A 25,421-nucleotide genomic window follows, 5' to 3' on the forward strand; every position below is an offset into this window, starting at 1 on the left:
TTTAGTTTTTTTAATCTTTTTAATCATTTTAGTCTTTTAATTCATTTTCAGTATGATTTAATTTATATTCATAAACTATTTTTTCTAGTTCATTTGCAAAGTTTAGTATGCAACTGCTTACTTTTTTCTTTGTTTCAGGGTCAAACTTAGAATATTCTGTATGTATCACTCGATATACAGAATGTAGTTTATTACCTCCTAAAGAATGAAATTCTCGAATATTTTTTGTGCTTTCCAAAATTTCGTTTAATTTTTCGGAATTTTCTTTAAGGTATTCTACCCCTAAATCTGTAATTTCGTAAACTTTTTTATCGTCGTGTAAAATTACTTTAATATATTCTTTCTTTGTAAATTTTGATAAAACGGGATATATAAAACTTGGAGATATTTTAGGTACGCCAATATCTTTTGATATGTCGCAGATTAATTTATAACCGTGATATGGCTTTTCGCTAATATGGTGAAGTATTAAATATTCCATAAGTTCCTTTTTTTTTGTTCTCATATTTTTCCTATCTTTTATTTTATAATTTGATATAACGAATAATATATCATATGATATATTATTTTATATAATTTTATACACCTTATAAAATATATAAAGATATGTATTTTTTAAACAAAACAGTAGTATTTAAATAAAAATTAATAGGTATTATATTTTAAAAATAATGAATTTATCCATATATGATTATAGGATAATAATTTGTATGACTTGAAGGAAGTGTAATTATGAATTCTTTTGATATTATGAAAGCATCACAAATGGCCTGCTGTTTAGAGGTAAGTAGTTTTAAACCGGGAAATGTACACCGTAATCGTGATTACGACGATATAAAGTATCACCACTTTATAACTTCAGGGATAGCTTTTGGAAATGCGGTTTATGTGGCTTCAAACACTTTTAAAGATTTATGCTTATCCGAATTTACTAATAACAATACCAAAAATGAGCTTAACGTCGGTAAATTCATAAAAGAAGCGGTTGCTGAATCTGTAAAATGGTCACCTTCCAATGCAAATTTGGGTATTATAATGTTGCATATCCCGATTGCAATGGCGGCATCTAAATTGCAAGATAATAATTTTAATTTGGAAGATTTAAAAAAATATACGGAATATATAACAAAAAATACGACTGTAAATGACGCTATAGCAGTATATGAAGCAATAGAGATTGGAATGGCGTATGTAAACCCCCCTGAAGAAGGGCCTGATGTTAAAAATGATGATGCAAAAAAAGAGCTAATTGAAAAAAATTTAAACTTATATGACGTTTACAATATTTCTAAAGAGTGGGATACCATTTCTAAAGAATGGGTTTCGAATTTTAAAATATCTTACGAAGGTTATGAGCTTTTAAGAGCTAATTATATTAAATATGGCGAAATACACGAAGCTACGACAATTACATTTTTAGAAATTCTTTCAAAATATCCTGATACATTGATAGCAAGAAAAAAAGGTGAGGAAGTTTCCAAAATTGTTTCTGAAAAAGCAAAAGAAACACTTGAAAAATTTGAAAATACAAAAGATAGAACCGTAATTTTAGATTTTGATACATATTTATCTCAAGAATCAAATAAACTAAATCCTGGAACTACTGCAGACTTAATGGCTTCAGCATTATTTATTTATTTAATAGATAAGACCTTATCAAATGAAACAGTATTATTGTAATTATTAAAGTCATTATATTTACAATTTTTATTACACTTTATTACAATGTTAAAATTAAATAATATAAACAAATATATTAGAGTAATACATATATCTATCAAAAATAATAATTAATATTCAATTAATTAATTAATTATTAAAACAATGACCTTTAAGTTAATATAATTTAATTTATTTCATAATATTGGTGATTAAATGGAAAAAATCGATAAAAATGAAAAATATAATAAAATAATGGATTTAATCAAAAGAAGAGGTTATTTGTGGAATTCCTTTGAAATTTATGGGGGAATCGCAGGTTTCTTTGATTATGGGCCATTAGGTGCTATTTTAAAAAATAACATCGTAAATACGTGGAGAAAACATTATATTATTAATGAAGGATTTTACGAAATAGAGGGACCTACAATAAATCCTTATGAAGTTTTAAAAGCTTCTGGACACGTAGACAACTTTACGGACCCATTAGTACAATGTAAAGAATGTAATGAGTCATTTAGGGCAGACCACATAATTGAAGAAAATGTTGATATTGATACCGAAGGTAAAACACTCGATGAATTACAAGCTTTAATCACTGAAAACGATATAAAATGTCCACTTTGTGGCGGTGAATTTAAAGAAGTTGACACTTTCAATCTAATGTTTAAAACTTCAATCGGACCAAGCGGTAAAAGAGTAGCATTTATGAGACCGGAAACCGCACAAGGTATATTTATCCAATTTAAAAGAATAAACCAGTTTTTTAGAAATAAATTACCGTTCGGGGCTGTTCAAATAGGTAAATCATACAGGAATGAAATTTCACCAAGACAGGGAGTAATAAGACTTAGGGAATTTAGCCAAGCTGAAGCTGAATTTTTCATACACCCTGATAAAAAGAACTATGAGAAGTTTGAACGTGTAAAAGATATGGTTTTACCATTATTGCCTTCAAATAACCAAGAAGACGAAACATTGTCTGCAGAGGATAAAATCGTTAAAATGACTTTGGGTGAAGCTGTAGAAAAAGGTATCGTAAAAAATAAAGCTATTGCATACTTTATTTCAATAACTGCTAATTTCTTACTCGACGTCGGAATAGATGCAAGTAAAATGAGATTTAGACAACACTTGCCTAACGAAATGGCACACTATGCTTCAGATTGTTGGGATGCAGAACTTTATTCCGATAGATTTGGATGGGTTGAATGTGTGGGTGTAGCAGATAGAACCGATTACGATTTAAAATCACATATGGCTACAAGTGGTGAAGATTTAAGCGTTTTCGTAGAATATGAAGAACCTAAGGAAATTGAAACCTTTGATATTGAATTAAACTTTAAAGCACTGGGAAAAACATTTAAAGGAGATTCAAAAATAATTCAAAAATTAATTTCAGAAATGGATTATCAAAAAATTGAAGAAATGGTTTCCGGCATCGAAAATAATGAAAAAGGCAATAAATATATTTTAAAAGCAGAAGATGGTAAGGAATTTGAATTAACAAGTGAATACCTCACTGCTAAAAAGATAACTAAAACAGTAAACGGCGAAAAAGTAATTCCTCACGTTATTGAGCCTTCATACGGTGTTGATAGGATTACTTACTTTGTTATTGAACACGCTTTCAATGAAGAAGAAGACAGAACCTTTATGAAATTAGCACCAAGTGTAGCACCTATTAAAGCGGGCGTTTTCCCATTAGTAAATAAAGAGCAAATGCCAATTATTGCAAGGGAAATCGAAGAAACACTTAGAAATTCGGGAATAATCGCAGAATATGACGATAGCGGTGCTATTGGTAGAAGATATTTAAGAATGGATGAGGTGGGTACACCGTTCTGCATCACCGTTGACGGTGAATCCTTAGATAGCGGAACCGTAACAATCCGTGAAAGAGATGAAAGAACTCAAAAAAGATTAAAAATCGAAGAATTAGGTGAATATATTAATAATTCTTTAAAATAACCTATAATATGATATAATATTATATTATTAATTTAATACTCATTATTAATTTTTTTAGTAAATACACTTTTACCTATTTTTAATATCTATGTCTCCAATCATTATGGTAAACTCGTGAAATATCAAATTTTTCAATATCTTTTGGTTTTTCGGCAGGATATCCTAATGAAATCAATGAAAATGGTATTATATTTTCAGGAATGTTTAAAACTTTTTTTAAATCATTAATTAAGCTTTCTTTTGGATATACTCCAAGCCAAACCGCACCTAAGCCATTATCTTGTGCTTCAAGCAATATATTTTCTGTAGCTGCCGCACAATCTTGCTCCCAAAATGGGTCGCCTATAGTGTTAGTTCTATCTTTATTGCAACAAACTGCGATACAAACAGGAGCTTCTTTTAACATCTGTGAGTATGGGTGTACTCCTGTAATTTTTAATAAAATTTCGGGATTATCAATCACTAAAAATTCCCAAGGTCGTTGATTACACGCAGTAGGTGCGTACATTCCAGCTTTCAGTAAATCAAGAATTATATCTTTTGGTATTGGTTTTTCAAGGTATTTTCGTATGCTTCGTCTTTCAAAAATAGCTTCCACAGTATCACCTTCTTTATATAATAAATTATTAATTTTTTATTATAAATATTTGGTGAATTTAAAATTAAATAAAATATCTAAAAATAATTACTTATTTGGGTATTAACACTTATTAATTAAACAATTAGTTGATTTGAAAATAAAAAAAAGTTATGTTATTTAATTAGTTAATTAATTAATTATAAACTTATTATTTTGAAATTAATTTGATTCTAAAATTACTACACCGTTCTCTGTAACGTCTATTTTAACTAAAGTTTGTACATCATAGCCAGTTATTTCTTTAACTTTTGATTTTCCGTCGCCTCTTTCAATTACGCAAACTATATCAACTATTTCAGCACCTGCTTTTTCAAGAGCTTTAATAACAGCAATTAATGTCCCACCAGTTGATAAAACATCATCTACGATTGTAACTCTATCGCCTTTTTCAACACCGTTTAAGTATAATTCTCCTTTACTGTATCCGGTTTCTTGGTGAACAGGAACTTCCCCTTCTAAGAAGTACTGTCTTTTTCTCATAACTACGTAAGGAATATCTGTTGACATTGAAATAGCGGTGGCAATAGGGATTCCCATAGCTTCAGCAGTTACAATTTTATCAATATTTGTGTCTATTCTTTGAATGGTTCTTGTAGCAACATCTCTTAATAAATCAGATGTAAATAAAGGTACTCCATCAGCAATAGGGTGTATAAAGTAGTTATATTCTCCTCTTTTGATTATTGGGGAACTTTCCAATGTTTCATCTAAAACTTTTTTCAAAATTTCACCATTTTATTTTAACTAAAATGTTTTATATAATTTATATTTGAATACTTTTAATTATTTTTAAAATTTTAAAATAGATATAGTATAAAGTATCTTATTAATTTCAAAAATATGCAATATGGTAAGATAACTTTAAACATTTTTAAACTTTTCTAATATTAAAAAATATAAATATTGTTATATTATGATATTTGCATACTCGTATATTTACTAATTAAAAATTTTAGTATTACAAATTTAGTATTATAATGTATTTATTCTGATTGAATATTAACGTTGGTTGGTTGGTGTATGTTTTTAAACTCTGAAAGCATCATTTCGACTGAATAAGCTGCTCTCGTTATTCCCATACTACGAGGGTCTGAATCGGTGCCTACAACATAAAAATTATTTTTCAGTTTCGGGTATATGAAAAACTGGTCTATTGCACAGGAAGCATGTTCGGGAACTGTTTTTTGTACGTGCAACATATCAACTTTGTCGAGATTAATGTTTAATTTATTTTCAATTGCCATAATGGCATCTTTTTCAGGACTATTTACAAATGAAAAACCCATCAAATGTTTACCTTTTGGGGCAAGCCACGGGTCATAATTTGAGGTAGTTGTAGCCCAGCAAGGATAATCAACCCAAACCTCAGAACCTAAGTATGGGAAGTAATTTTCTTTATCGCCGACCCAGATGGTGGTAGATTTTGAGAATTTAATGTTTTCCAGTTTTTCATTATATTTATTAACTTCTTCAACGTTTTTAACAATATTAGGAATCGTTACGGCAGGTGCAGAATAAATTATGACATCTGCTTCATAAACATCATTTATAGTTTTAACATAATATTTATCGTTTTCTTCAACTATTTGCACAACTTCTTCATTAGTCTTTAAAGTGGTGTTTTTCATAGAATTACAGATACAATCGCAAATTGATTGCACCCCTCCCAAGGGATAACCTTGACTGCCGAATCTTGCTTCACCCATAAATTTAGTAATATATTTTTTTGATTTATTTTTAATTGATTTTAGTAATCCATCATCTACCATATTCCAAAGTCGGCCTGAATCAAATTTCTTGGAAATTGAAGTACGTAGTGGATTTATTCTTAAATCATTGTATATGAATGGAATAATATCATCTTCGGGGATATATCCAGCACCCGTAAATAACCTCCAAAGAGGCGTTTTATCCATTCCTTCACCACTTAAAAAGTATGAAAACGTGTCAAAAAATTCAGATGTAGGTTCGCTAAGGTTTAAATCTTTAACAATATCATATACTGAAGTATCTTTATCGAATCCAACAGTCATAAGGTCTATGATTTTCGAAGTAACCAATAATTTGTCTTTATGAGGAATTACTGCGGTTGTCATCCATTCGTGCATGGAAACAGGTATTTTATACAGTTGATTTGTTCTTATATAATATTCTCCGTACGGTTTAAAATTTGGAAGATACTGCGAGTACTGGTTTAAAAGTCTTATTAACGGTCCATTATTTAACATCGTAATAGCGTGAACTCCAATATCCACAGTATACCCGTGTATATTTTCGCTTCTGCATAATCCACCGATTTTATCGTTTTTTTCAAGTACTAATACCTCATGACCTTCTTTCCCAAGAGATAATGCTGAAAGTATTCCGGAGGTTCCCCCTCCTATGACTATGATTTTCATTTTAACACACTCCCTTATCTGCAAATTTATTAAAACTTTTTCATTTTCTTTTCCGATTGTAAACATTATAATTGGTATTATTTAAAAATTATAAATTTAAACTTATAAATTTATAAACTTATAAAATTTTATGCTATGAATAATACGTATATTAACCCATATTTTCAAGTATAATTATTAAATATGTTAAATATGCCATTAGTTTTATTTAAAATTTTTTAAAGTTATTTTAAATTATTTTTGCAAAAATATCCTATAACCATCATAATTAATTAATAATTAATAATTAATAATTAATTCACTTTTTTATAGACATGTATATATCGAGTTAAACTTTTATGAACTTTAATCGAATACAATTCTACTAATTCTAAGTTCAAATCCATAATACAAGGTGCTGCAAAGGACATATAACCGCCTTTTTTTAATAAAAAACATAATTTATCGAATATTTCAGACATATCTCCTTTTTTAGATGTAGAAATACCATATGGTGGGTCTGTAATCATAGCATCTACTTCCGTTAATCCTAATGAATTAATGTATGATTCGGCTTCATTTGCATCAAGTTGTTTTATGCAAATCACTTTATCGTTTAGTTCGTAAGTTTCTAAGTTTAATTTGGTTCCATTTACCATATTATAGTCAATATCGCTACCAATCAGCTTACAACCTATTAGTCCAGCTTCGATTAAAAAACCACCGGTTCCACAAAATGGGTCATATAATACATCATTTTCATTTACTCGGGATAAATTGACAATACATCTTGCTAATTTTGGCAATATACAACCAGGATGGAAATAAGCACGCATATGTGGGCGATTATGCTCAAAATATTCTACATCTCTTTTTGAAACCACCAATGATAGATAAATTTTGTTTTTTAATACAATAACTTTGATTATCCAGTCTGGATTTTTTAGGTCAACTTTTAAATTTCCGTTCATTTTTTGAGTTATGATACTTCCGATTCGTCTTTCGACAGGCATAGTTTTTAATTTACTATTTTTATACAATTTTTGAACCCTAACTGCAAAAGAACCACTTATTTGGGGGAATTCTATATTTTGAAGTAATTCATAAATGTTATTAATAATGTCTTCAGCACTTTTTAATTCCGTTTTTTGTAATTCATCTGATTCTTCGATGTATTCTGCTTCATATAATACTTTATGGGCTTCATTTACATAACCCGCCCGATTTATAATTTTAATCAACGTTTCGCAACTTAAGTTTTCATTATAAATTACATAATTGGACTTATTCGGGTTTTCTTTATTGTGTAAAGCATTATCCGAAAAATTACAAAATAGATTCTCTTTAACATATTTTTGTATATTAAAATCTTTGTTAATTTTTTTGTCCTGTTTTTCTGATTTCGAATTGATTTCTAAAAGTGCTTTTAATTCCGCAAATGGCAATTCAATATGCTCACCACTTAATAAAAATGCAGTTTTATAATTAAATTCGTTTAAATTTCCTATTTTATTTTCTAATTTATTATTAGTTATATTATTAGTTATATTATTGGTATTATTTGATAATATTTCCATATTCGCACCATTATGTATTATGTTTTAATTTTATATTGAAATATTGATTAGTTTAATAAAATTTTAAAAGTATAATATCTTAAATATCTTAAATATCTTAACAATAATGATATACTACATAATATATATAATTCTTTAAATATGTACAATGTATAATATATTGTAAATAACAATAATTGTAATAATATAATAATATAATAATATAATAAAAATAATAATATCAAATTAAAAAATTCAATAAGGGATTTTATGAATATATATATTTATCACGCCAAGCAATGCGACCCAAAACGTTGTACGGCTTTAAAAATGGGCAGATTAGGGTATGCAAAGATACTTACTAATCCTAAAAGACTACCCAGAAATGCCATATTGCTTAACCCATATGCTGAAAAAACGGTATCATTCGAAGATAGAGATATAATTGAGAAAAACGGGGTTATGGCATTAGATTGCTCATGGAAACAAGCTGAACAAGTTTTTAAAAAGACAAATTCAAAAACACAACGTAGTTTACCCTTTTTAGTTGCAGGAAATCCTGTAAATTATGGTAAACCCTGTAAATTAACTACTTTAGAGGCTACTATCGCTACATTATATATTGCAGATTATAAAGAAGAATCTTATAAACTTTTAAACGGTTTTAAATGGGCACATACGTTTATAGAATTAAATAAGAAGTTATTAGATTATTATTGTGGAAAAACGTCTGAAGAAATTATCGAATTCCAAAAAGAACTTTTAAAAGATGTTAAATAATTTAATAATAATGTATCAATTTTTATTTTTACAATCGCCTAATACTTAATTTAAAATTATTAATTTGGAGTATTGTAATAATATGATTTATATACTATAATGAAATATGTTTTATTAAATTAAGTCGTAATATATGAATCAACAATATTGCGCTATTAAATAATGGTAATGTTTAAATATCTTAGGAAACAATACCTATGAAGATATTTATTATACCTCATATTGCTATACAATTGTTATACAATATTTATTTATATTGGACTTGTATATTTATTATAAACAATGATAAATTATGATTTAGCAAAATAATTTTGAATTTTAGTCTGAACAAATTTAAAATTGGATATAATAATAGATATTGAATAAAACACAATAAATGGTGAAATTATGGCATTCGACGAAGCTATAAAAAGAGTTTTTACAAAAAAAATTTGTATGAAATGTAATGCAAGAAACGCTTGGAAAGCTACAAAATGTAGAAAATGTGGCTACTCAAACTTAAGACCTAAAGCTAAAGAAGCAAGAGCATAATCGAGCTACTTTATTTTTAATTTTAATATTAATATTAATCTTATTTTAATTTTAATTTTAATATTATTATGATATAATCTTATTTTACTTCTAATTTTAATTTTTAACTGTCGATTTTAAAAATGATAATTAATTGCTATTTTTGACTAATTTATCCGTGGTAAATTTGGTTTATACATATTTTATCTATTTTAAAGATATATAACAATTGCATAATTATCGTATTATTTTTGATAACATTTTACATAAAAAATATTATTTTTAAACAAGTATTTCATAAAAATAGTAAAATTAAATAAATAATAATATATATTATTAATACAATGTTATATTAGATGTTTTAAAACGTCGCTACTTTTTCTGTTTTGGATTTGTTATCTTTGTATGCTATGAACGTGTAATCCTGGGTGATTATGGCGAATAGTATAAAAAAATGTCAAAACAATTTATTTAGTAGAATAACTATCACAATTATAATCTTTAGATTGCTAACTTACTTATGATATGTAAAGTAGTGAATTAATTAGTATATTCTTAAATTGAAATATACTTAAACGTGAACTGTTAATCTTTATTACTATTTCTACAATAAAGTTTAAAAAATGTCTATATTTTTAATTTTTAGACCATAATGTAAATTTTAAACTATTAATTTAAAAAGATTCTCAATTATAACTTTATTTGTAATTGAAAGAATATATTGGTATTGTATTATTGTTTAAAACGGTATTTCTTTTTTAATGCAAGAAGAGAATCTATATAATATCGTTCCGTAAAATGAAAAAATATTAAAATCAAATATGTAAAATAAATATTCGAAAATAATCAAAAATGGGAACAATATTAAAAAATTAAGTTATATATTCAATTATTCGAGGTGAAATGAGCATATGATATAAGATAACAAGGAGGTGTAAATTTGAAAAAAGCAATAGTATTTTTTATAATATTTTTATTGGCAGTTGGGGCCACAAAATACGCATTTAATGGAGTCGAAAATACTGGAGAATTAAGCGCTGGAGATTTTGACCAGGAAAAAGCAATATTAACACTTATAATTTTAATAGTTGCGGGAGCAATGTTATTTACGGAAGCAGCACCCCTCGCAGCGACTGCGATGCTGGTACCCGTGGCGCTGAGTTTCCCCGGTATAGATGTACTATCAAGTGCAGACGCATTTAGTCAATTTGGGAATAAATGGGTAGTATTGTTTATGGCAGCGTTTATTTTGGGAGATGCCGTATTTAGGACAGGTTTCGCAGATAAAGTTGGACAATTAACAGTTAAAGGTGCAGGAAAAAATAAAAATTTATTATTAATCTTAGTTATGCTGGCAGTAGGTGGAATGTCCGCATTTTTATCAAATACGGGTACTACAGCGGTATTCATCCCTATTGTGATGGGGATATGTGCTTCTGCAAGTATAAAACCTGGTAAAATATTAATGCCAATGGCTTTTGCAGCTTCACTGGGTGGTACAATGACCTTAGTAGGTACGCCACCAAACGGTCTCGTAAACAGTACGTTAGAGCAAGCAGGATTGGCACAATTAAGTTTCTTTGACTTTGCACAAATGGGTTTAATCTTATTCGTAGCAGGTATCTTGTATTATGCACTATTGGGTCATAAATTTTTACCTGATTCAGATTCGGAATCTACTTTCGAAGAAGGAAATATTGTATATAGGCGAGAAAAAATGTGGGTTTCTATGCTTATATTCTTGTTCGTATTATTGGCGACAGTTTATAATATCGTTCCAATTACTACGGCTTTCATGTTAGGGGCTTGTTTAGTAGTTATTACAGGCTGTATAACAATGCAAGAGGCTTTTAATAGTATTTCTTGGACAACTATATTCTTATTTGCAGGTATGTTGTCTTTAAGCATTGCCTTAACAAACACTGGTGCAGCAGCAATGATTGCAAACATCTGTATCCATTACATAACTTCACCAATGGCTTTATTGGCTGTTACATATATATTAACGGCAATAACCACGAATTTTATGTCAAACACGGCTACAGCAGCTTTGATAATGCCAATAGGTTTAGCTTTAGCAGATGCGTTTGATGTAAGTGCCAAACCAATATTAATAGCGATTGCTATGGCAGCTTCAGCGTGTTTCCTTACGCCAATTGCAACGCCACCAAATATGATAGTTTTGGGGCCTGGTGGCTATAAATTTAAGGATTACTTTAAAGCAGGGTGGCCATTACAGTTAATATGTGGAATCTTGGTAATTACGATTACGCCATTGATTTGGCCTTTCTAATATGTATAACTTTAAAAATAATACAAAATGAAATAACCTAAAAAAAATAACCTAAAAAAAATATTATTATTCTTTTTTTAAATATTATCAAAATGAAAAAATATTCCATATACGTAAGTTAATTAATTTTAAAATAATAAAAAAAGTTTATTTTGAATATTTTAGATATATCCTTATTAATTTAAGTTTTACAATTTTTTTATAGTCGTTTCTTATAGGGTATATTTACCTATCCATAAGGTGTTTTCTTGAACGTAAACTTTCGAATTCTTCGATATATTTATCGCCAGTTTTAGCAGTTTTAGGCTTACACGTAGTGTATTTTTTCCAGCCTTCTTTTGGCTTAAATAATGTAATAACATTGCCTACTATCGAAACAACTTCTGAATCTGTTGAATCGGTTATTATTTTGGCAATTTCATCTTTTTCCATGCCTTCAATAGCACTTCTCCTAATTTTAATCTTTATGAGACTTTTATCTTTCAACTGTCTCCTTACTTCTTCAATAACCTTCTCAACGCCTTCTTTTCCAACCCAAACCACAGGTTCAATACTTTGGGATTGACTTCTAAGTATTTTTTTAGCTTTTGAGGTTATAACTTTGTTATTTTCTTCTGAATCCATATTATCACCGATAAATATCTATATAATTTTAAAAATATTATACGTCGTATAAAAGTAATAAATCAAATTATTTAATTTTAAAGTCTTAACTACTGTTATTTTATATAATAAAACTAACAGGTTAGATTTTAATATAATAGACATAATATAATAGAATTATTTCTATAATTATTTATTCTATAATATATATAATATACAGTTGATACATATAATTTAATATCGAATAATATATTATTATATAAACAATGTATGTTTAATTATATATTCTTATTGAAAATTGGATTATTTACTCCATTCATTTAAATATTTATTCTAATTATGTGTTTAATTTTTCAATTGTTATAAATTAATAATGGAATTGTTTAAAAAGTTAAGTTTATTTTTAATATCTTGGAGCGGTTAATATGGCAAGTAAAAACGTAAAAGTAAAAGTAAAAGTAAATAACGTCGAAAAAGAATTTAATGATTTTATTACTTTAAAAGATATTATAAAAGGGGAAACCTACCTCAAAGATTCGAATATTGCAATAGTAAAAGGTATTAATCAAGAAATATCCGAAAGTGCTATGAAATATCGGATAAAAACTACGGGGGGCACTTTCATATTAAAAGTAAGTGAAGAAAGTCAGGTGGTTGATTTTTGGAATAAACATTATAAGGAATTTGAAAATAAAAATTTAAGATGGAAATCAGTTTCTGATGCGGCTTTTGGAAGCATAAACATTGATTTAGATGTTAATACACAATCTGAAGATTTTGAACGTTGGGATGTATTATTGAGTATTTCAGGTCTCGATAAATCGGAAGGTCATCTCGTATTCATTAGAAAAGATACTACTGAAGCTTATGGACTTTATAATCCTAAATTAGGAACTTTAATCGGTGGTAAGCGACAATTGACTAATTTAAAACCTGGAGATAAGATATTATCGATTGAATTACTTAGGGAATCAAAAGAATCCATTGATTATGAAATTACAACCGATTTAACTACTAAAATTGAAGATGGTTGGGAAATTTACACTTATTCCGAGTTAAAGTTAAATGGTCCTGCTAAAACAACAGAACACGCTTTATCAATCTTTGAAAATGGTTATGCCGAAGTTTCTCATAATTCCAATACGTTTATCGCTGATTCAAGATTACAAACCTTAAAAATAGACGATTTAAATACATTACCTCGTGAAAAAGGTGCTATAACAGTTAGGAATACTGGGGTTGGTATGGGTAAAGTTTATATCTATAAAGAAGGTAGAACATCTTCTTTATCCCATACAAACGTTGGAAAAGTTGTAAATGGTCAGGAGTTGATTAATTTTTCAACAAATGGTATTATTACAACAGTTTGTAATCCTGAACGTATCAATTTAATTGGTAAATCGGTAAAAGAAGCTTTAACTTTATTGGATAAATATAGTATTGAATTAGAAAATAAAGATGAATTTTTAAATTCAGAAAAAGAAAACGCTGATGAAAATATAATCGTAGAGCAAACTCCTAATTACACATTGGAACTTTTAAATACCAAAAAAGTTTCAATAAAGGCCGTAAATCCTGAAAAAGTACTCCATATACAAATATATGACAAAGAAGCACCAAAAAGCGCCTGGTACTTTAGAAAATTAACGGGTTTAACCACAAAGAGAATTGGTATTCTTAAAACATACTTCACTCACCAAGACATGGCAATGTTCGAAAGAAATTTGGATTATGCAAAAGCGTTATTGCCCGAAAATACGCCGAAGAATAAATTAGATGCAAATAAAATAGCTATCACAAATATGGTTAAAAAATATAAAGGTTATGCAGGAATTAGAACCAGTGAAAGTGATAAATATGGACCTACTGGGGAAACTTTTGAAGGTACGAATATTGTAGGCGAAATTACTAAAAATGAAAACGTTTTAAAGAATTTAAAACCAAAAGATGAAATATACTTATATGAAGAAATCAAATAATTATCCGTTAAATATACGATAACTATAAAATGATTTAAAATTATGTAAAATAAAATTATGTAAAATCTTAATTATTTATGAAAACTTATTAATACTATAAAACATCATTTTGATATTTAATATAACATAATAATTGTCATAATTATGAATTCATATAGTATTTATACAATTTATATACTTTATAATAAATTTACTATTATTTTCTATATTGGACTATTTTGGCGTATGATACAAATAATAATTAAATAATTGTTAAATTAATTTAAACAGTAATTGCAATAATTAGGAGGAATAGTTTATGGAATGGAAAGCTACCTGTCCCTACAATCCAAAATTAGACTTAAAAGATTGTTATTTATACGATACTACACTTAGAGATGGCGAACAAACTCCAGGTATCTGTTTTACAAAAGAGCATAAATTAGACATTGCTAAAAAACTTGATGATATGGGTGTTAAACAAATTGAAGCAGGTTTTCCAGTAGTCTCAGCTTCCGAAAGGGATATTATTAAATCTATTTCTGCAGAAGGATTGAATGCGGATATTTTGGCACTTTGTAGGGTTGTAAAGGATGACATTGATAAAGCATTAGAATGTGATGTGGATGGTATCATTACATTTATTGCAACATCTCCAATACACTTGAAATATAAATTACATAAGGAATTAGATGAAGTTGAGCAAATGGGAATGGATGCTATTGAGTATGCAAAAGACCACGGACTTTTTGTGGCTTTTTCCGCAGAAGATGCAACAAGAACGCCCATTGAAGACGTTGTTAGGATTCATAAAAACGCAGAAGAACACGGAGCAAATAGGGTGCATGTGGCAGATACATTAGGATGTGCAACACCTCAATCAATGCAGTTCATCTGTTCAGAATTAAGCAAAAACCTTAAAAAAGCTCACGTTGGAGTACATTGCCATAATGATTTTGGTTTAGCAGTAATTAATTCCATATATGGACTTATAGGTGGTGCAAAGGCAGTATCTACAACTATGAATGGTTTAGGGGAGCGTGCAGGTAATGCATCACTTGAAGAGTTTGTAATGGCTTTAAAAGCACTTTATGAGTTTGATATGGGTTTAAAAACTGAAAATTTGAAATCTATATCTCAAACGGTTGAAGAATATTCTAAAATAAAATTAGCTGAAAATAAACCAATTGTTGGTAATATTGTATTTTACCACGAAAGTGGAATCCATGTAGATGCCGTTTTAGAAAATCCTCTTACATATGAGCCAGTATTGCCTGAAGTAGTCGGACAAGAGCGAAAAATTATATTGGGTAAACATTCTGGTTGCAAAGCAGTTGCAAGTAGGTTATTAGAGCAAGGAATTGAGACTGATAGAGAACACTTATGGGAAATTGTTAAAAAAACTAAGGAAACCCGTGAAAGTGGTGTGGAGATAACAGATAATGTATTTAAGGATATTGTAAAACAGATATTGGATAATAAAAACTAAATATAATTTTTATTTATTTTGCATTTATCTTTACACTTATTCTTACGTTTATATTTATCTTTGATTTTATTTTTTAAATTATCATATAATATTGTTATAAATAGAGGAAATTAGTTAAATATTATATGGAATTATATTAATTAATAATAAGGTTTACAAAATTGTGATAATATGTTTGATTTGATATCGATAATAGGCGTTATAGTTATAGCAATCGTAGTTTGGGTATTGCTTAGTTTATTCTTTAAAACAATGAAATTAATGATTAAAATTGCGTTGATTTTAGTCATAATGTTAATTGTGGCTCATTTTGTATTGGGTATTTTTTAAATAATTATTTTAATTTTTTTAATTTTTTATACGATTTTTACATTAATTTTATAAGATTTTTAAAGGATAAATAGCCTTTGATTTAAATTATCTATGTAAATTTAGCTTAATTTAAAAAATTAAGCGGTTTTATGGATTATATTCCCGATATTTCATAGGGGAAAATATTATATACTTGTAATACATAGTAGGAGTGCTCGGTTTTTAGGAAAGATTAATAATATATTTATTAGTTCTACGAATCCATAAGTAGTCAGCTTATTCGAACAATGGATTATATTAGAAAAAGAGGTGTTTACATGGTAACAGTTTACGAAGTATCTCCAAATGAATTAATTGAGAAATTAGCAGAAGAATTAAAAGAAATAGGCATTCAAGAACCAGAATGGACATTATATGTTAAAACAGGTGCACATAAAGAAAGAAGACCAGACGATGCAGACTGGTGGTTTGTAAGATGTGCTTCAATCTTGAGAAAAGTTAATATGAACGGACCTGTAGGTGTTGAAAGATTAAGAAGCGCTTACGGTGGAAGAAAAAACAGAGGATGCGCCCCTGAAAGATTCGTAAAAGGTAGTGGTAATATCATCAGAAAAGCTTTACAAGCATTAGAATCAAAAGATTTAATCTTAAAAGCTGAAAATGGCGGTAGAATTATTTCACCAAAAGGACAATCATTATTAGACAACGTTGCTAAAAAAGTTTCAGACGCTTCAAAAGAATAATTATTCAACACTAAAAAATAATTACATTTAAATAATTATATTTAAAATTTAAACGTTGAATTTAAAATATTATTATATAATATTAATTATTAATTATTAATTATGGAATTATAGATATTTTAATATGGATATTATGTAAATATAGTTAAAATGATTTTATTTACAATTGTAATGTAGTTATTTTAGTAGTTGGTGAATTATATGGACCCTGAAGAAATAAAACAACAAAAGTTAGCAGAAATGCAGCAAAGAGTTCAAAATGACCCGGAAGCTCAAGCACAAATGCAACAGCAACTTGAGGAACAAAGGGCACAACAAGAGCTTCAAAAACAAAAGTTAATGAGACAAATATTGTCTGAGGAAGCAAGGTCAAGATTGGCAAGAATAAAAATGGCAAAACCTCAGTTTGCAGAGCAAGTTGAGTACCAGTTAATTCAATTGGCACAATCTGGAAGATTACCTATTCCTTTAGATGATGATAGATTTAGAGTTATTCTTGACAAAATTCATGAAAGCACTAAACCTAAAAGAAGTTTCAGTATTACAAGACGTTAATTTTGTGAAACTATGGCATTACTCAATACGGCAGATAAAACCAATATGAACAAAGCTTATGTATTGTTCAGTGGTGGTAAAGATAGTTCTTTATCTTCTATAATCTTAAGTAATCTTGGATATGATATAGAATTGATAACAATAAATTTTGGAGTATTGGACTCATACATTCATGCTCAAAATACTGCTAAAATTATCGGTTATCCTCATAAAGTTATACGCTTGGACAGTGAAATTCTTGAAAAATCTGTCGATATTATATTGGATGATGGATTTCCATCAAATGGGATACAATATATCCACAAGGAAACATTAAATATCATTTCTGATGATTTTGAAGTTATTGCAGATGGAACAAGACGGGATGATAGAGTTCCGAAACTAAGTCATGCGGAAGTTCAAAGTTTGGAAATGAGAAAAAATGTTCAATATATAACCCCACTTATGGGTTTTGGACATAAAACTTTAAGAAATCTTGTTAATAATTATTTTGAAATTTCGGAAAAAGAGAGTGAAGAACTCTTAAAATCGGATTATGAAACTGAAATAAGGGCAGTATTACGGTCAAGAGGAGAAAATCCTTTGGATTACTTCCCTAAGCACATTCAATCAAGAGTGGTCGGATTAAAAAAGAGGTGAATTTTATGGCAAGTAATAAACCATTAGGTAAAAAAATAAGATTAGCTAAAGCTTTAAATCAAAACAGAAGAGTACCTTTATTCGCAGTAGCTAAAACAAAAGGTGCAGTAAGAAGCCACCCAAAAATGAGAAACTGGAGAAGAAAAACCCTTAAAAAATAAGGGTTATATCAAAATTTTCTTTATTTTTAATAAAATATTTATTTTCTATTTATTTTCTATTTATTTTACGATTATATCACATTTTTCCATATTTTTATTTTTAAAAACGCATATTTTTACATACTTTTTTACATACTTTTTTACGTAATTTTTCCATATTTTTATTTATGATTTTTTCCTTTTTTAATCGATATATCTTCCAAAATTACTTTATTTTGTAAATGTTATTAAATATAACTTTATTTTAATTAAAGAAATTATTAATAGGTTTATTTATAGTAATATTGGCTATTACGTTTCTTAATGAAAATTATAAATATCTTAATAGCCATACTATGAGGTGCTATAATCGAAACATTAAAAAATATAATTACCCTATTAAAAATATTAATATGTGAGGCTGAGTATGAGCGAATTACAAGAAACTATGATAAAGCAACTTTCAGAGGCTGTTTTAGAAATGGACGAAGATTTAACTGAAGAGTTATCTCAAGACTATATTAAAAATGGTTTTAACGCATTTGATGGAATTTCAAGAGGTTTGGCTGATGGAATGAATAGAGCCGGAGTCCTTTATGAAGAAGAAGAATATTTTATCCCCGAGTTATTGGTATGCTCCGATGCAATGTATAAAGGTTTGGATATTTTAAAACCCCATTTAGAATATGCAGAAAATGAAGAAAAAATGAAGGCAGTAGTTGGTGTTGTTGAGGGAGATACTCACGACATTGGTAAAAATTTATTTAAAATAATGTTGGAAACTCAAGGTTTCGAAGTTTACGACTTAGGAAGAGATGTACCGCCTATAGAATTCGTAGAAAAAGCTAAAGAAGTAAAAGCAGACGTAATCGGTTTATCCACACTTATGACTACTACAATGGACAATATGAAAGTTGTAATTAACATCTTAAAAGAAAAAAATATGAAAGATGATACTATTGTAATGGTGGGCGGTGGTCCTATCTCACAAAGTTTTGCAGATAAAATTGGTGCGGACGGTTATGCTCCTGAAGCATCAAAATCAGCAAGAATGGCAAAGGAATTGGTTTCAAAATTAAAAGATTCCAAATTAAACTAATTGAAAAATGTTATGGTAATTTTATATTATTTTACATTAATTTAATTCACATTGAACGATGTATAAACTATTTAAATTGTGATATAGATGACTGGCGACAAAATGAACCCTTTACAAAGAGCTAAAGCTAAAGCAAATGGGGAATCAATCGATAGATTACCTTGTAATCCAAATATTGGAAACGGTATTGCAAGAATTGCAGGTTATAAAATTTCAGAATTCAATCATAATTCTGATGCATTAGCTGACGCAGTTATACAATCATATAAAATATTTGGAATGGATGGTACGAGAGTTTTTACGGATTTATTTTTAATAGCTGAAGCAATGGGTGCAAAAGTTAATAAACCGGAAGATAACACTGCAGATTTAGAAGAACCTGCAATTGACGACGTTTCAAAAATTGATGATTTGAAAATAATAGACCCTTATAATGATGGTAGAATTCCTATACATTTAAGAGCTATGAAAAAAGTTAAGGAAGAAATCGGTGATGAAGTTTCAGTAACTGCTTCTGTGGTAGGTCCTTTTACAAATGCTTTCTTTTTGATAGGTATTGAAAGAATGACTAAAATGTTATTGAAAGACCCGGAATCCGTTCATAAATTATGCGAAATTTCTTTAAAAAATTGTATGAAATTAACTGATGCAGCATTGGAACAAGGTGTCGGTGTTACAATTTCAGAACCTTTATCTTCCTGTACTGTAATAAGTCCTAAACACTTTAGAAAGTACTCTGCACCTTACCTTAAAAGATTAATTGATTATATGCGGTCAAAAGGTATTGGAAATATTGTATTACACATCTGTGGTAAAACAGACCCTATATGGGATGATTTAGTTGACATGGGTGTTAATGTATTAAGTATTGATGATATAGCTGATTTAAAGCTTTGTGCAGACAGAGTTGGCGATAAAATGGCAGTTGCAGGAAACGTTGACCCCTCGGCAATAATGTATGCAGGAACTAAGGAACAAGTTAGAAAAGCTACATTAAAAAGTATTCAAGAAGGTTATAAGGCTAAAAAAGGCTTTATAGTAATGTCTGGTTGCAGTTTGCCCGTAGAGGTTCCAATTGAAAACATACAAGTTATGATGGATACCGTAAGGGAAGTGGGTTGGCCAATAACCGATGAGAAATTAGAAAATTTAATGAATAGTACAAAATATGAATAATTTAAAATTCGTTAAAAATGTTATAATTAATTTATAATATTTTTAAATTATCAAATAATCGTAAATTAATGGATATGTTCAAAATAAAAGGTTAATAAAGTTTATTAGATGTGTTTTTATTAATTTTAGTATAATGCCTTATAAATTATTCCTTATAAATTCATTAATTCTCCCCCGTTATAATATAACTCATCTAATGTATTATTTATTTACGATTAACCAAATTAAATTACTTTAATTTAAATTTCTTAAAGTTTGGTAATATATCAAGGCATACATAGTAAAATATTATTCGAGGCAAAATATGGAAGATAAGATGACTCCTTTACAAAGAGCTAAAGCTAAAGCAAACGGGGAATCAATCGATAGATTACCTTGTAATCCTAACCTTTCAAACGGTATTGCAAGAATTTCCGGCTGTAAAATTTCAGAATTTAACAATGACCCAAGAGCTTTAGCAGATGCAGTTATTGCAACGTACAGAAGATTTGGTGCAGATGGTGCAAAAGTTTTCACCGATTTGTTTTTGTTATCTGAAGCAATGGGTGCTAAAATGAAAATGCCTGATGATGATACCGTTGATTTATTAGAGCCTGCAATCAATGATATTTCAGAAATTGATAAAATACCGTTAATAGACCCTTATAATGATGCAAGATTACCTATTCATTTAAAGGCAATGGAATATGTCTACGAAGAGTTAAAAGACGAAGTACCTTGTACTGCTCTCATTGTAGGTCCTTTTACAAATGCTTTCTTTATAATTGGTGTCGAAAAAATGACAAAATTAATGATAAAAGACCCAGAATCAGTTCATAAATTATGCGAAATATCCCTTGAAAACTGTATACGATTTACCGATGCAGCCATAAAGACTGGTGTAGGTATAAGTATTGCAGAACCTATGGCTTCTTGTACCGTAATAAGCCCTAAACATTTTAGGGAGTTTTGCGCCCCATATTTATCAAAGTATGTTGATTTCATAAAATCAAAACTTAACGGTGTTTCCATACACATTTGCGGTCAAACTGCAGCAATATGGACTGATATCGCAGATATGGGTATTAATGCATTTAGTATCGATGATATCGCAGATTTGGAAGATTGTGCAAGTAAAATTGGCGATAGAATGGTTATTACCGGTAATGTTGACCCTTCAGCGGTAATGTATGCAGGAACTAAGGAAGAAGTTAGAAAAGCAGTCTTAAAATGTGTTCAGCAAGGTTATAAAGCTAAAAAAGGCTACGGTATTATGTCAGGCTGTGGATTACCTGTAGAAACACCTATCGAAAACATAGACGTAATGATGGATACTGCAAGAGAAATCGGTTGGCCTGTAAATGACGAAAAATTAGAATATTTATTAAGTATTGATAAATATGACGAATAATTTAGATTGTTTTATTTAATTAATACATAATATTGATTGAATGAACTATTATTTTTTAATTTTAATATTTTTATTAAAATTAGATTATTTTTATATGCATATTTCTATTTGTAAATTTTGTAAATTTATGCAGTTATATTTAATTTATTAATATATAATTTGGCTAATCAATAACGAATAACGTATATAATGGCATATTTGCAACAAATTATTTTGGTGATTATATGATATCCCCTAAAGAACGTTTAAAAATGGTATTGAAGGAAAAAGAGAAAACTGTGGATAGAAAACCTTGCATATGTCCTGGCGGTATGATGAATATGATAATCAAAGATATTATGGATATTACTGATATTTATTGGCCAGAAGCTCACAAGGACCCTCAAAAAATGGCCGATTTGACATATGCAATATACAAAAACGGTGGATTTGAAAATGTGGGCGTTCCTTTTTGTATGACTGTTGAAGCAGAAGCAATGGGTGCTAAAGTCAAAATGGGTACTGAAATAACCGAACCAAGAGTTACAGAATATCCAATAAATTCTGTAGTAGAATATACCAATTTAAACGAAATTCTTTCAAAAAATGGTAAAAATGACGAATACAACTACGTATCTCGAGAAGATGTGATATTAGATTCCATAAAAATACTAAAAAATAAAGATAAAGACGTACCGGTAGTTGCAAATTTAACAGGTCCTGTTAGTGTAGCATCTTCGCTAATGGAACCTATTACTTATTACAAAGAACTTAGGTCTAAACCTGAAAAAGTACACGAATATATGGATTTTATCACAGATAATTTAATAAAATTTGGTAAAGCTCAATTAAAAGCTGGTGCTGACGTTTTAGCGATTTCTGACCCCAGTGGAACTGGCGAAATTTTAGGTCCAAGAATGTTTAAACAGTATGCTACACCGTATTTAAATCGATTAATCGACGAAACACAAGATTATGCTGAAACGGGAACTATAATACACATATGTGGAAGATTAAAAAGTATATATGGTGAAATAAAAACTTTAAACAGTGATGCAATAAGTTTTGATTCAATCACCGACGTAAAACAAGTAGTTGAAAATGTACCTGGTAAAGCAATAATGGGTAATGTAAGCACTTTTACTTTAGAAAATGGCACCCCTCAGTCCATAGAACGAATGAGTAGTGCGTGCATAAAATTTGGCGTAGATATATTGTCTCCAGCTTGTGGTATTGGAGTTAGGACGAAATTGGAAAATATCCAAGCAATGGTAAATACTGCAAAAAATTTCGATAATTCAAAAATAAATAATTAAATATTAACTTATGGTATATTTAATAATTTTTTTATATGATAACCTTATTTAGAGGCTTAACATGGCAATAATTACAATAATTAATCCCAATATAAAAAATAATACTTTAAACTGTAGTTTTGGAGATTTACTTTTAAATATCTTACAAAAAAATGATTTAAAGATTGAAAGTCCTTGTGGTGGTGCAGGAACTTGTGGGAAATGCAAAGTTAAAGTTTTAAATCAAAATGAGAAAAATATTTCAAAACCAACCGTTGAAGAGTTAAATTATCTTTCAAAAGACGAATTAAATGCAGGAATTCGTTTAAGCTGTTTAACTACCGTATATGGCGATTTAACTATCGATTTACTCAAAGATGCAAATATTTCAAACAATGAAGAAAGTAGTTCTCATAAAATACTGGCTGAAGGTTATATTCCAAATTTCGACTATAATCCTAATATAATAAAAATATCTTGCCCTTTATCCAAAAATACCTTAAAATTAATGGATATAGATTATTTAAAGAATAAAAATATCAAAACTTTTGAAAATGTTCTGTTAAATTTGATTAAAGAGTATTTAATTGATAATTCAAGCAACATAAAAAAACTAAACAAAACAAACAAAACAAACAAAAAAATATTAAATAATGATATTAATAATTTAAATTTTACTGTTAATTTAAATGATTTGCAATTAATGGCATCAATACAAAAATTATCAGAAATATTGTCTAATAATTTATTCGATGACCAAAAAATATACGTTGATGCAATTTTTTCAGAAAATGAATTATTGGGTATAGAAATTAGGGGAAATAACTCAAATACCTCAAATACTTCAAATAATTCAAATAATCTAACTAATACCTTTGAAAACTCAAAATATTATGGTATAGCCATAGACATTGGAACAACAACCTTAGTGGCTTCATTAATTGATATAACTACTGGAAATGAATTATGTTCTGAAAGTAGGATTAATCCTCAAAAACAATATGGTTTAGACGTTCTTTCAAGAATTGATTTTGCTAAAAAGAATGATAATGGATTAAAATTATTACATAACAGTATAATAGACTGTATAAATGAAATGATAGCTGAGTTATCTAAAAAACAAGGTATATCTAACGAATTAATTTATGAAATTGCTATATCTGCAAATACTACTATGTTACACTTTTTACTTAACATAGATGCTAAAACAATAGGTAAATCTCCTTATTTGCCAATATTTTTAAATTCTAAGTATTTAAAATCAAGTGATTTGAATATTAATATTTCAAAATTTGGTAGAGTTTATTGTTTACCTGGAGTTTCAGGATATATTGGTTCTGATATCGTAGCAGGCGTAGAAGTTTCTAATTTAGGTAATACTGATAAATTAGTGCTTTTTATAGATATTGGCACTAATGGAGAAATAGTTTTATCTAACAAAGGTAAATTATCCGCTTGTTCGTGTGCAGCAGGTCCTGCACTTGAAGGTATGAATATAAGCTGCGGTATGCGAGCAGCGAATGGTGCAATCGAAGGTTTCAAAATAAAAGAAGATAATTCAACACCGGAAATAAACGTAATTGGAAATTCTGAACCATTGGGGATTTGTGGTAGCGGAATATTGGATATAATTTCAGAAATCAATAAAGCTGGTTTAATAAATAAAACGGGACGTATAAAATCACCTAATATGGTAAATGAACTATATAAAGATATGATACTAGAAAAAGATGGTAAAAGGGCAATATTAATTTATAATTCAAAAAATAAAGATTCTAAAGAAATTTATATTTCTCAGAATGACATTAGACAAGTGCAACTGGCTAAAGCAGCGATAGTTTCAGGTTTTGAGGCACTATTGGCTGAATTAAGTGTTTCAATGCAAGATTTGGATGAAGTAATAATTGCAGGTCAATTTGGAAAACACCTCAGTGAAGAGAGTCTCGCAGGTAGTGGGATTATTCCAAAGGAATTGAAAAATAAGGTTCGTTATATCGGTAATTCTTCAAAAATAGGTGCTTTAATGTGTTTATTGTCTAAAGAATCTCGCAAAAATATGGAAAATGTTGCCAATAAAATAGAATATTGTGAATTATCTACAAAAGAAGGTTATGAAGATTTATTCATTAAAGCATTAAATTTTAACAAGTAATTTTAACAAGTAATTTTAACAAATAATATTAAAATATCGATAATATCGCTTGCGGGTACATATATATGTATTTATATTAATTTAATACTATAACAGAGGGATAA

Annotated in this window: 23 protein-coding genes; 17 read left to right on the plus strand and 6 right to left on the minus strand. The window is 28.5% G+C overall.

Annotated features, from left to right (window positions below; all coding sequences use genetic code 11):
* Nucleotides 1-28 precede the first annotated feature (28 nt).
* Entirely contained in the window at nucleotides 29-505 is a 477-nt protein-coding gene (locus tag J3E06_RS02760) for a PadR family transcriptional regulator (protein WP_013180939.1), read from the minus strand.
* Between the two features lie 227 nt (nucleotides 506-732).
* On the opposite strand from J3E06_RS02760, the gene J3E06_RS02765 reads away from it, so the two are divergent.
* Nucleotides 733-1,680 (plus strand): triphosphoribosyl-dephospho-CoA synthase, encoded by a 948-nt coding sequence (locus J3E06_RS02765; protein ID WP_013180940.1) that lies wholly within the window; start codon nucleotides 733-735, stop codon nucleotides 1,678-1,680.
* Between the two features lie 195 nt (nucleotides 1,681-1,875).
* Entirely contained in the window at nucleotides 1,876-3,630 is a 1,755-nt protein-coding gene (gene glyS, locus J3E06_RS02770; RefSeq protein WP_013180941.1) for a glycine--tRNA ligase, read from the plus strand.
* Nucleotides 3,631-3,709: 79 nt separating this feature from the next.
* On the opposite strand, the gene J3E06_RS02775 is transcribed toward glyS, so the two are convergent.
* From J3E06_RS02775 to J3E06_RS02790, 4 genes are all read right to left on the minus strand, one after another.
* Nucleotides 3,710-4,228 carry a nitroreductase family protein gene (locus J3E06_RS02775; RefSeq protein WP_013180942.1) on the minus strand — a complete coding sequence of 173 codons (519 nt, stop codon included), beginning with the start codon at nucleotides 4,226-4,228 and terminating at the stop codon, nucleotides 3,710-3,712.
* Between the two features lie 201 nt (nucleotides 4,229-4,429).
* Nucleotides 4,430-4,993: a hypoxanthine/guanine phosphoribosyltransferase gene (gene hpt / locus J3E06_RS02780; RefSeq protein WP_013180943.1), complete on the minus strand. Its 564-nt coding sequence runs from the start codon at nucleotides 4,991-4,993 to the stop codon at nucleotides 4,430-4,432.
* Between the two features lie 260 nt (nucleotides 4,994-5,253).
* The gene (locus J3E06_RS02785) at nucleotides 5,254-6,669 is read right to left on the minus strand and encodes an FAD-dependent oxidoreductase (protein WP_013180944.1); all 1,416 of its coding nucleotides are present in this window, start codon (nucleotides 6,667-6,669) and stop codon (nucleotides 5,254-5,256) included.
* 293 nt (nucleotides 6,670-6,962) lie between these two features.
* Nucleotides 6,963-8,225 (minus strand): THUMP domain-containing protein, encoded by a 1,263-nt coding sequence (locus J3E06_RS02790; protein ID WP_013180945.1) that lies wholly within the window; start codon nucleotides 8,223-8,225, stop codon nucleotides 6,963-6,965.
* 249 nt (nucleotides 8,226-8,474) lie between these two features.
* On the opposite strand from J3E06_RS02790, the gene J3E06_RS02795 reads away from it, so the two are divergent.
* From J3E06_RS02795 to J3E06_RS02805, 3 genes are all read left to right on the plus strand, one after another.
* A complete protein-coding gene (locus J3E06_RS02795) occupies nucleotides 8,475-8,984 on the plus strand; it encodes a DUF367 family protein (RefSeq protein ID WP_013180946.1) in 510 nt (169 codons plus the stop codon).
* Nucleotides 8,985-9,371: 387 nt separating this feature from the next.
* A complete protein-coding gene (locus J3E06_RS02800; RefSeq protein ID WP_013180947.1) occupies nucleotides 9,372-9,515 on the plus strand; it encodes a 50S ribosomal protein L40e in 144 nt (47 codons plus the stop codon).
* Nucleotides 9,516-10,434: 919 nt separating this feature from the next.
* A complete protein-coding gene (locus J3E06_RS02805) occupies nucleotides 10,435-11,787 on the plus strand; it encodes an SLC13 family permease (RefSeq protein ID WP_013180948.1) in 1,353 nt (450 codons plus the stop codon).
* Nucleotides 11,788-12,012: 225 nt separating this feature from the next.
* Here J3E06_RS02805 and yhbY read toward each other — a convergent pair whose 3' ends face one another.
* Nucleotides 12,013-12,411 (minus strand): ribosome assembly RNA-binding protein YhbY, encoded by a 399-nt coding sequence (yhbY, locus tag J3E06_RS02810; protein ID WP_013180949.1) that lies wholly within the window; start codon nucleotides 12,409-12,411, stop codon nucleotides 12,013-12,015.
* 404 nt (nucleotides 12,412-12,815) lie between these two features.
* On the opposite strand from yhbY, the gene J3E06_RS02815 reads away from it, so the two are divergent.
* The 12 genes from J3E06_RS02815 (at nucleotide 12,816) to J3E06_RS02870 (ending at nucleotide 25,317) form a co-directional block, all read left to right on the plus strand.
* Nucleotides 12,816-14,369: a methanogenesis marker 3 protein gene (locus J3E06_RS02815; RefSeq protein ID WP_013180950.1), complete on the plus strand. Its 1,554-nt coding sequence runs from the start codon at nucleotides 12,816-12,818 to the stop codon at nucleotides 14,367-14,369.
* Between the two features lie 298 nt (nucleotides 14,370-14,667).
* Nucleotides 14,668-15,837 (plus strand): homocitrate synthase family protein, encoded by a 1,170-nt coding sequence (locus tag J3E06_RS02820; protein ID WP_013180951.1) that lies wholly within the window; start codon nucleotides 14,668-14,670, stop codon nucleotides 15,835-15,837.
* 171 nt (nucleotides 15,838-16,008) lie between these two features.
* Nucleotides 16,009-16,167, plus strand: coding sequence for a hypothetical protein (locus tag J3E06_RS02825; protein ID WP_013180952.1), 159 nt, complete (start codon nucleotides 16,009-16,011; stop codon nucleotides 16,165-16,167).
* Between the two features lie 299 nt (nucleotides 16,168-16,466).
* The gene (locus J3E06_RS02830; protein ID WP_013180953.1) at nucleotides 16,467-16,892 is read left to right on the plus strand and encodes a 30S ribosomal protein S19e; all 426 of its coding nucleotides are present in this window, start codon (nucleotides 16,467-16,469) and stop codon (nucleotides 16,890-16,892) included.
* Nucleotides 16,893-17,093: 201 nt separating this feature from the next.
* Entirely contained in the window at nucleotides 17,094-17,447 is a 354-nt protein-coding gene (locus tag J3E06_RS02835) for a DNA-binding protein (RefSeq protein ID WP_013180954.1), read from the plus strand.
* Between the two features lie 45 nt (nucleotides 17,448-17,492).
* A complete protein-coding gene (locus J3E06_RS02840) occupies nucleotides 17,493-18,086 on the plus strand; it encodes a DUF7411 family protein (protein WP_013180955.1) in 594 nt (197 codons plus the stop codon).
* A 5-nt stretch (nucleotides 18,087-18,091) separates the two neighbouring features.
* Nucleotides 18,092-18,247, plus strand: a complete 156-nt coding sequence (locus J3E06_RS02845; protein WP_013180956.1) for a 50S ribosomal protein L39e — start codon at nucleotides 18,092-18,094, stop codon at nucleotides 18,245-18,247.
* A 406-nt stretch (nucleotides 18,248-18,653) separates the two neighbouring features.
* Nucleotides 18,654-19,325, plus strand: a complete 672-nt coding sequence (locus J3E06_RS02850; RefSeq protein ID WP_013180957.1) for a corrinoid protein — start codon at nucleotides 18,654-18,656, stop codon at nucleotides 19,323-19,325.
* 87 nt (nucleotides 19,326-19,412) lie between these two features.
* Complete coding sequence (locus J3E06_RS02855; protein WP_013180958.1) at nucleotides 19,413-20,501, plus strand: uroporphyrinogen decarboxylase family protein; 1,089 nt, start codon at nucleotides 19,413-19,415, stop codon at nucleotides 20,499-20,501.
* A gap of 304 nt (nucleotides 20,502-20,805) precedes the next feature.
* A complete protein-coding gene (locus J3E06_RS02860; RefSeq protein WP_013180959.1) occupies nucleotides 20,806-21,891 on the plus strand; it encodes a uroporphyrinogen decarboxylase family protein in 1,086 nt (361 codons plus the stop codon).
* Between the two features lie 224 nt (nucleotides 21,892-22,115).
* Complete coding sequence (locus J3E06_RS02865) at nucleotides 22,116-23,186, plus strand: methylcobamide:CoM methyltransferase MtbA (protein ID WP_013180960.1); 1,071 nt, start codon at nucleotides 22,116-22,118, stop codon at nucleotides 23,184-23,186.
* 61 nt (nucleotides 23,187-23,247) lie between these two features.
* Nucleotides 23,248-25,317, plus strand: coding sequence for an ASKHA domain-containing protein (locus J3E06_RS02870; RefSeq protein WP_013180961.1), 2,070 nt, complete (start codon nucleotides 23,248-23,250; stop codon nucleotides 25,315-25,317).
* Nucleotides 25,318-25,421: the final 104 nt, after the last annotated feature.

This window comes from Methanococcus voltae (assembly GCF_024807655.1).
GTDB lineage: Archaea > AGJL01 > Methanococci > Methanococcales > Methanococcaceae > Methanococcus > Methanococcus voltae_D.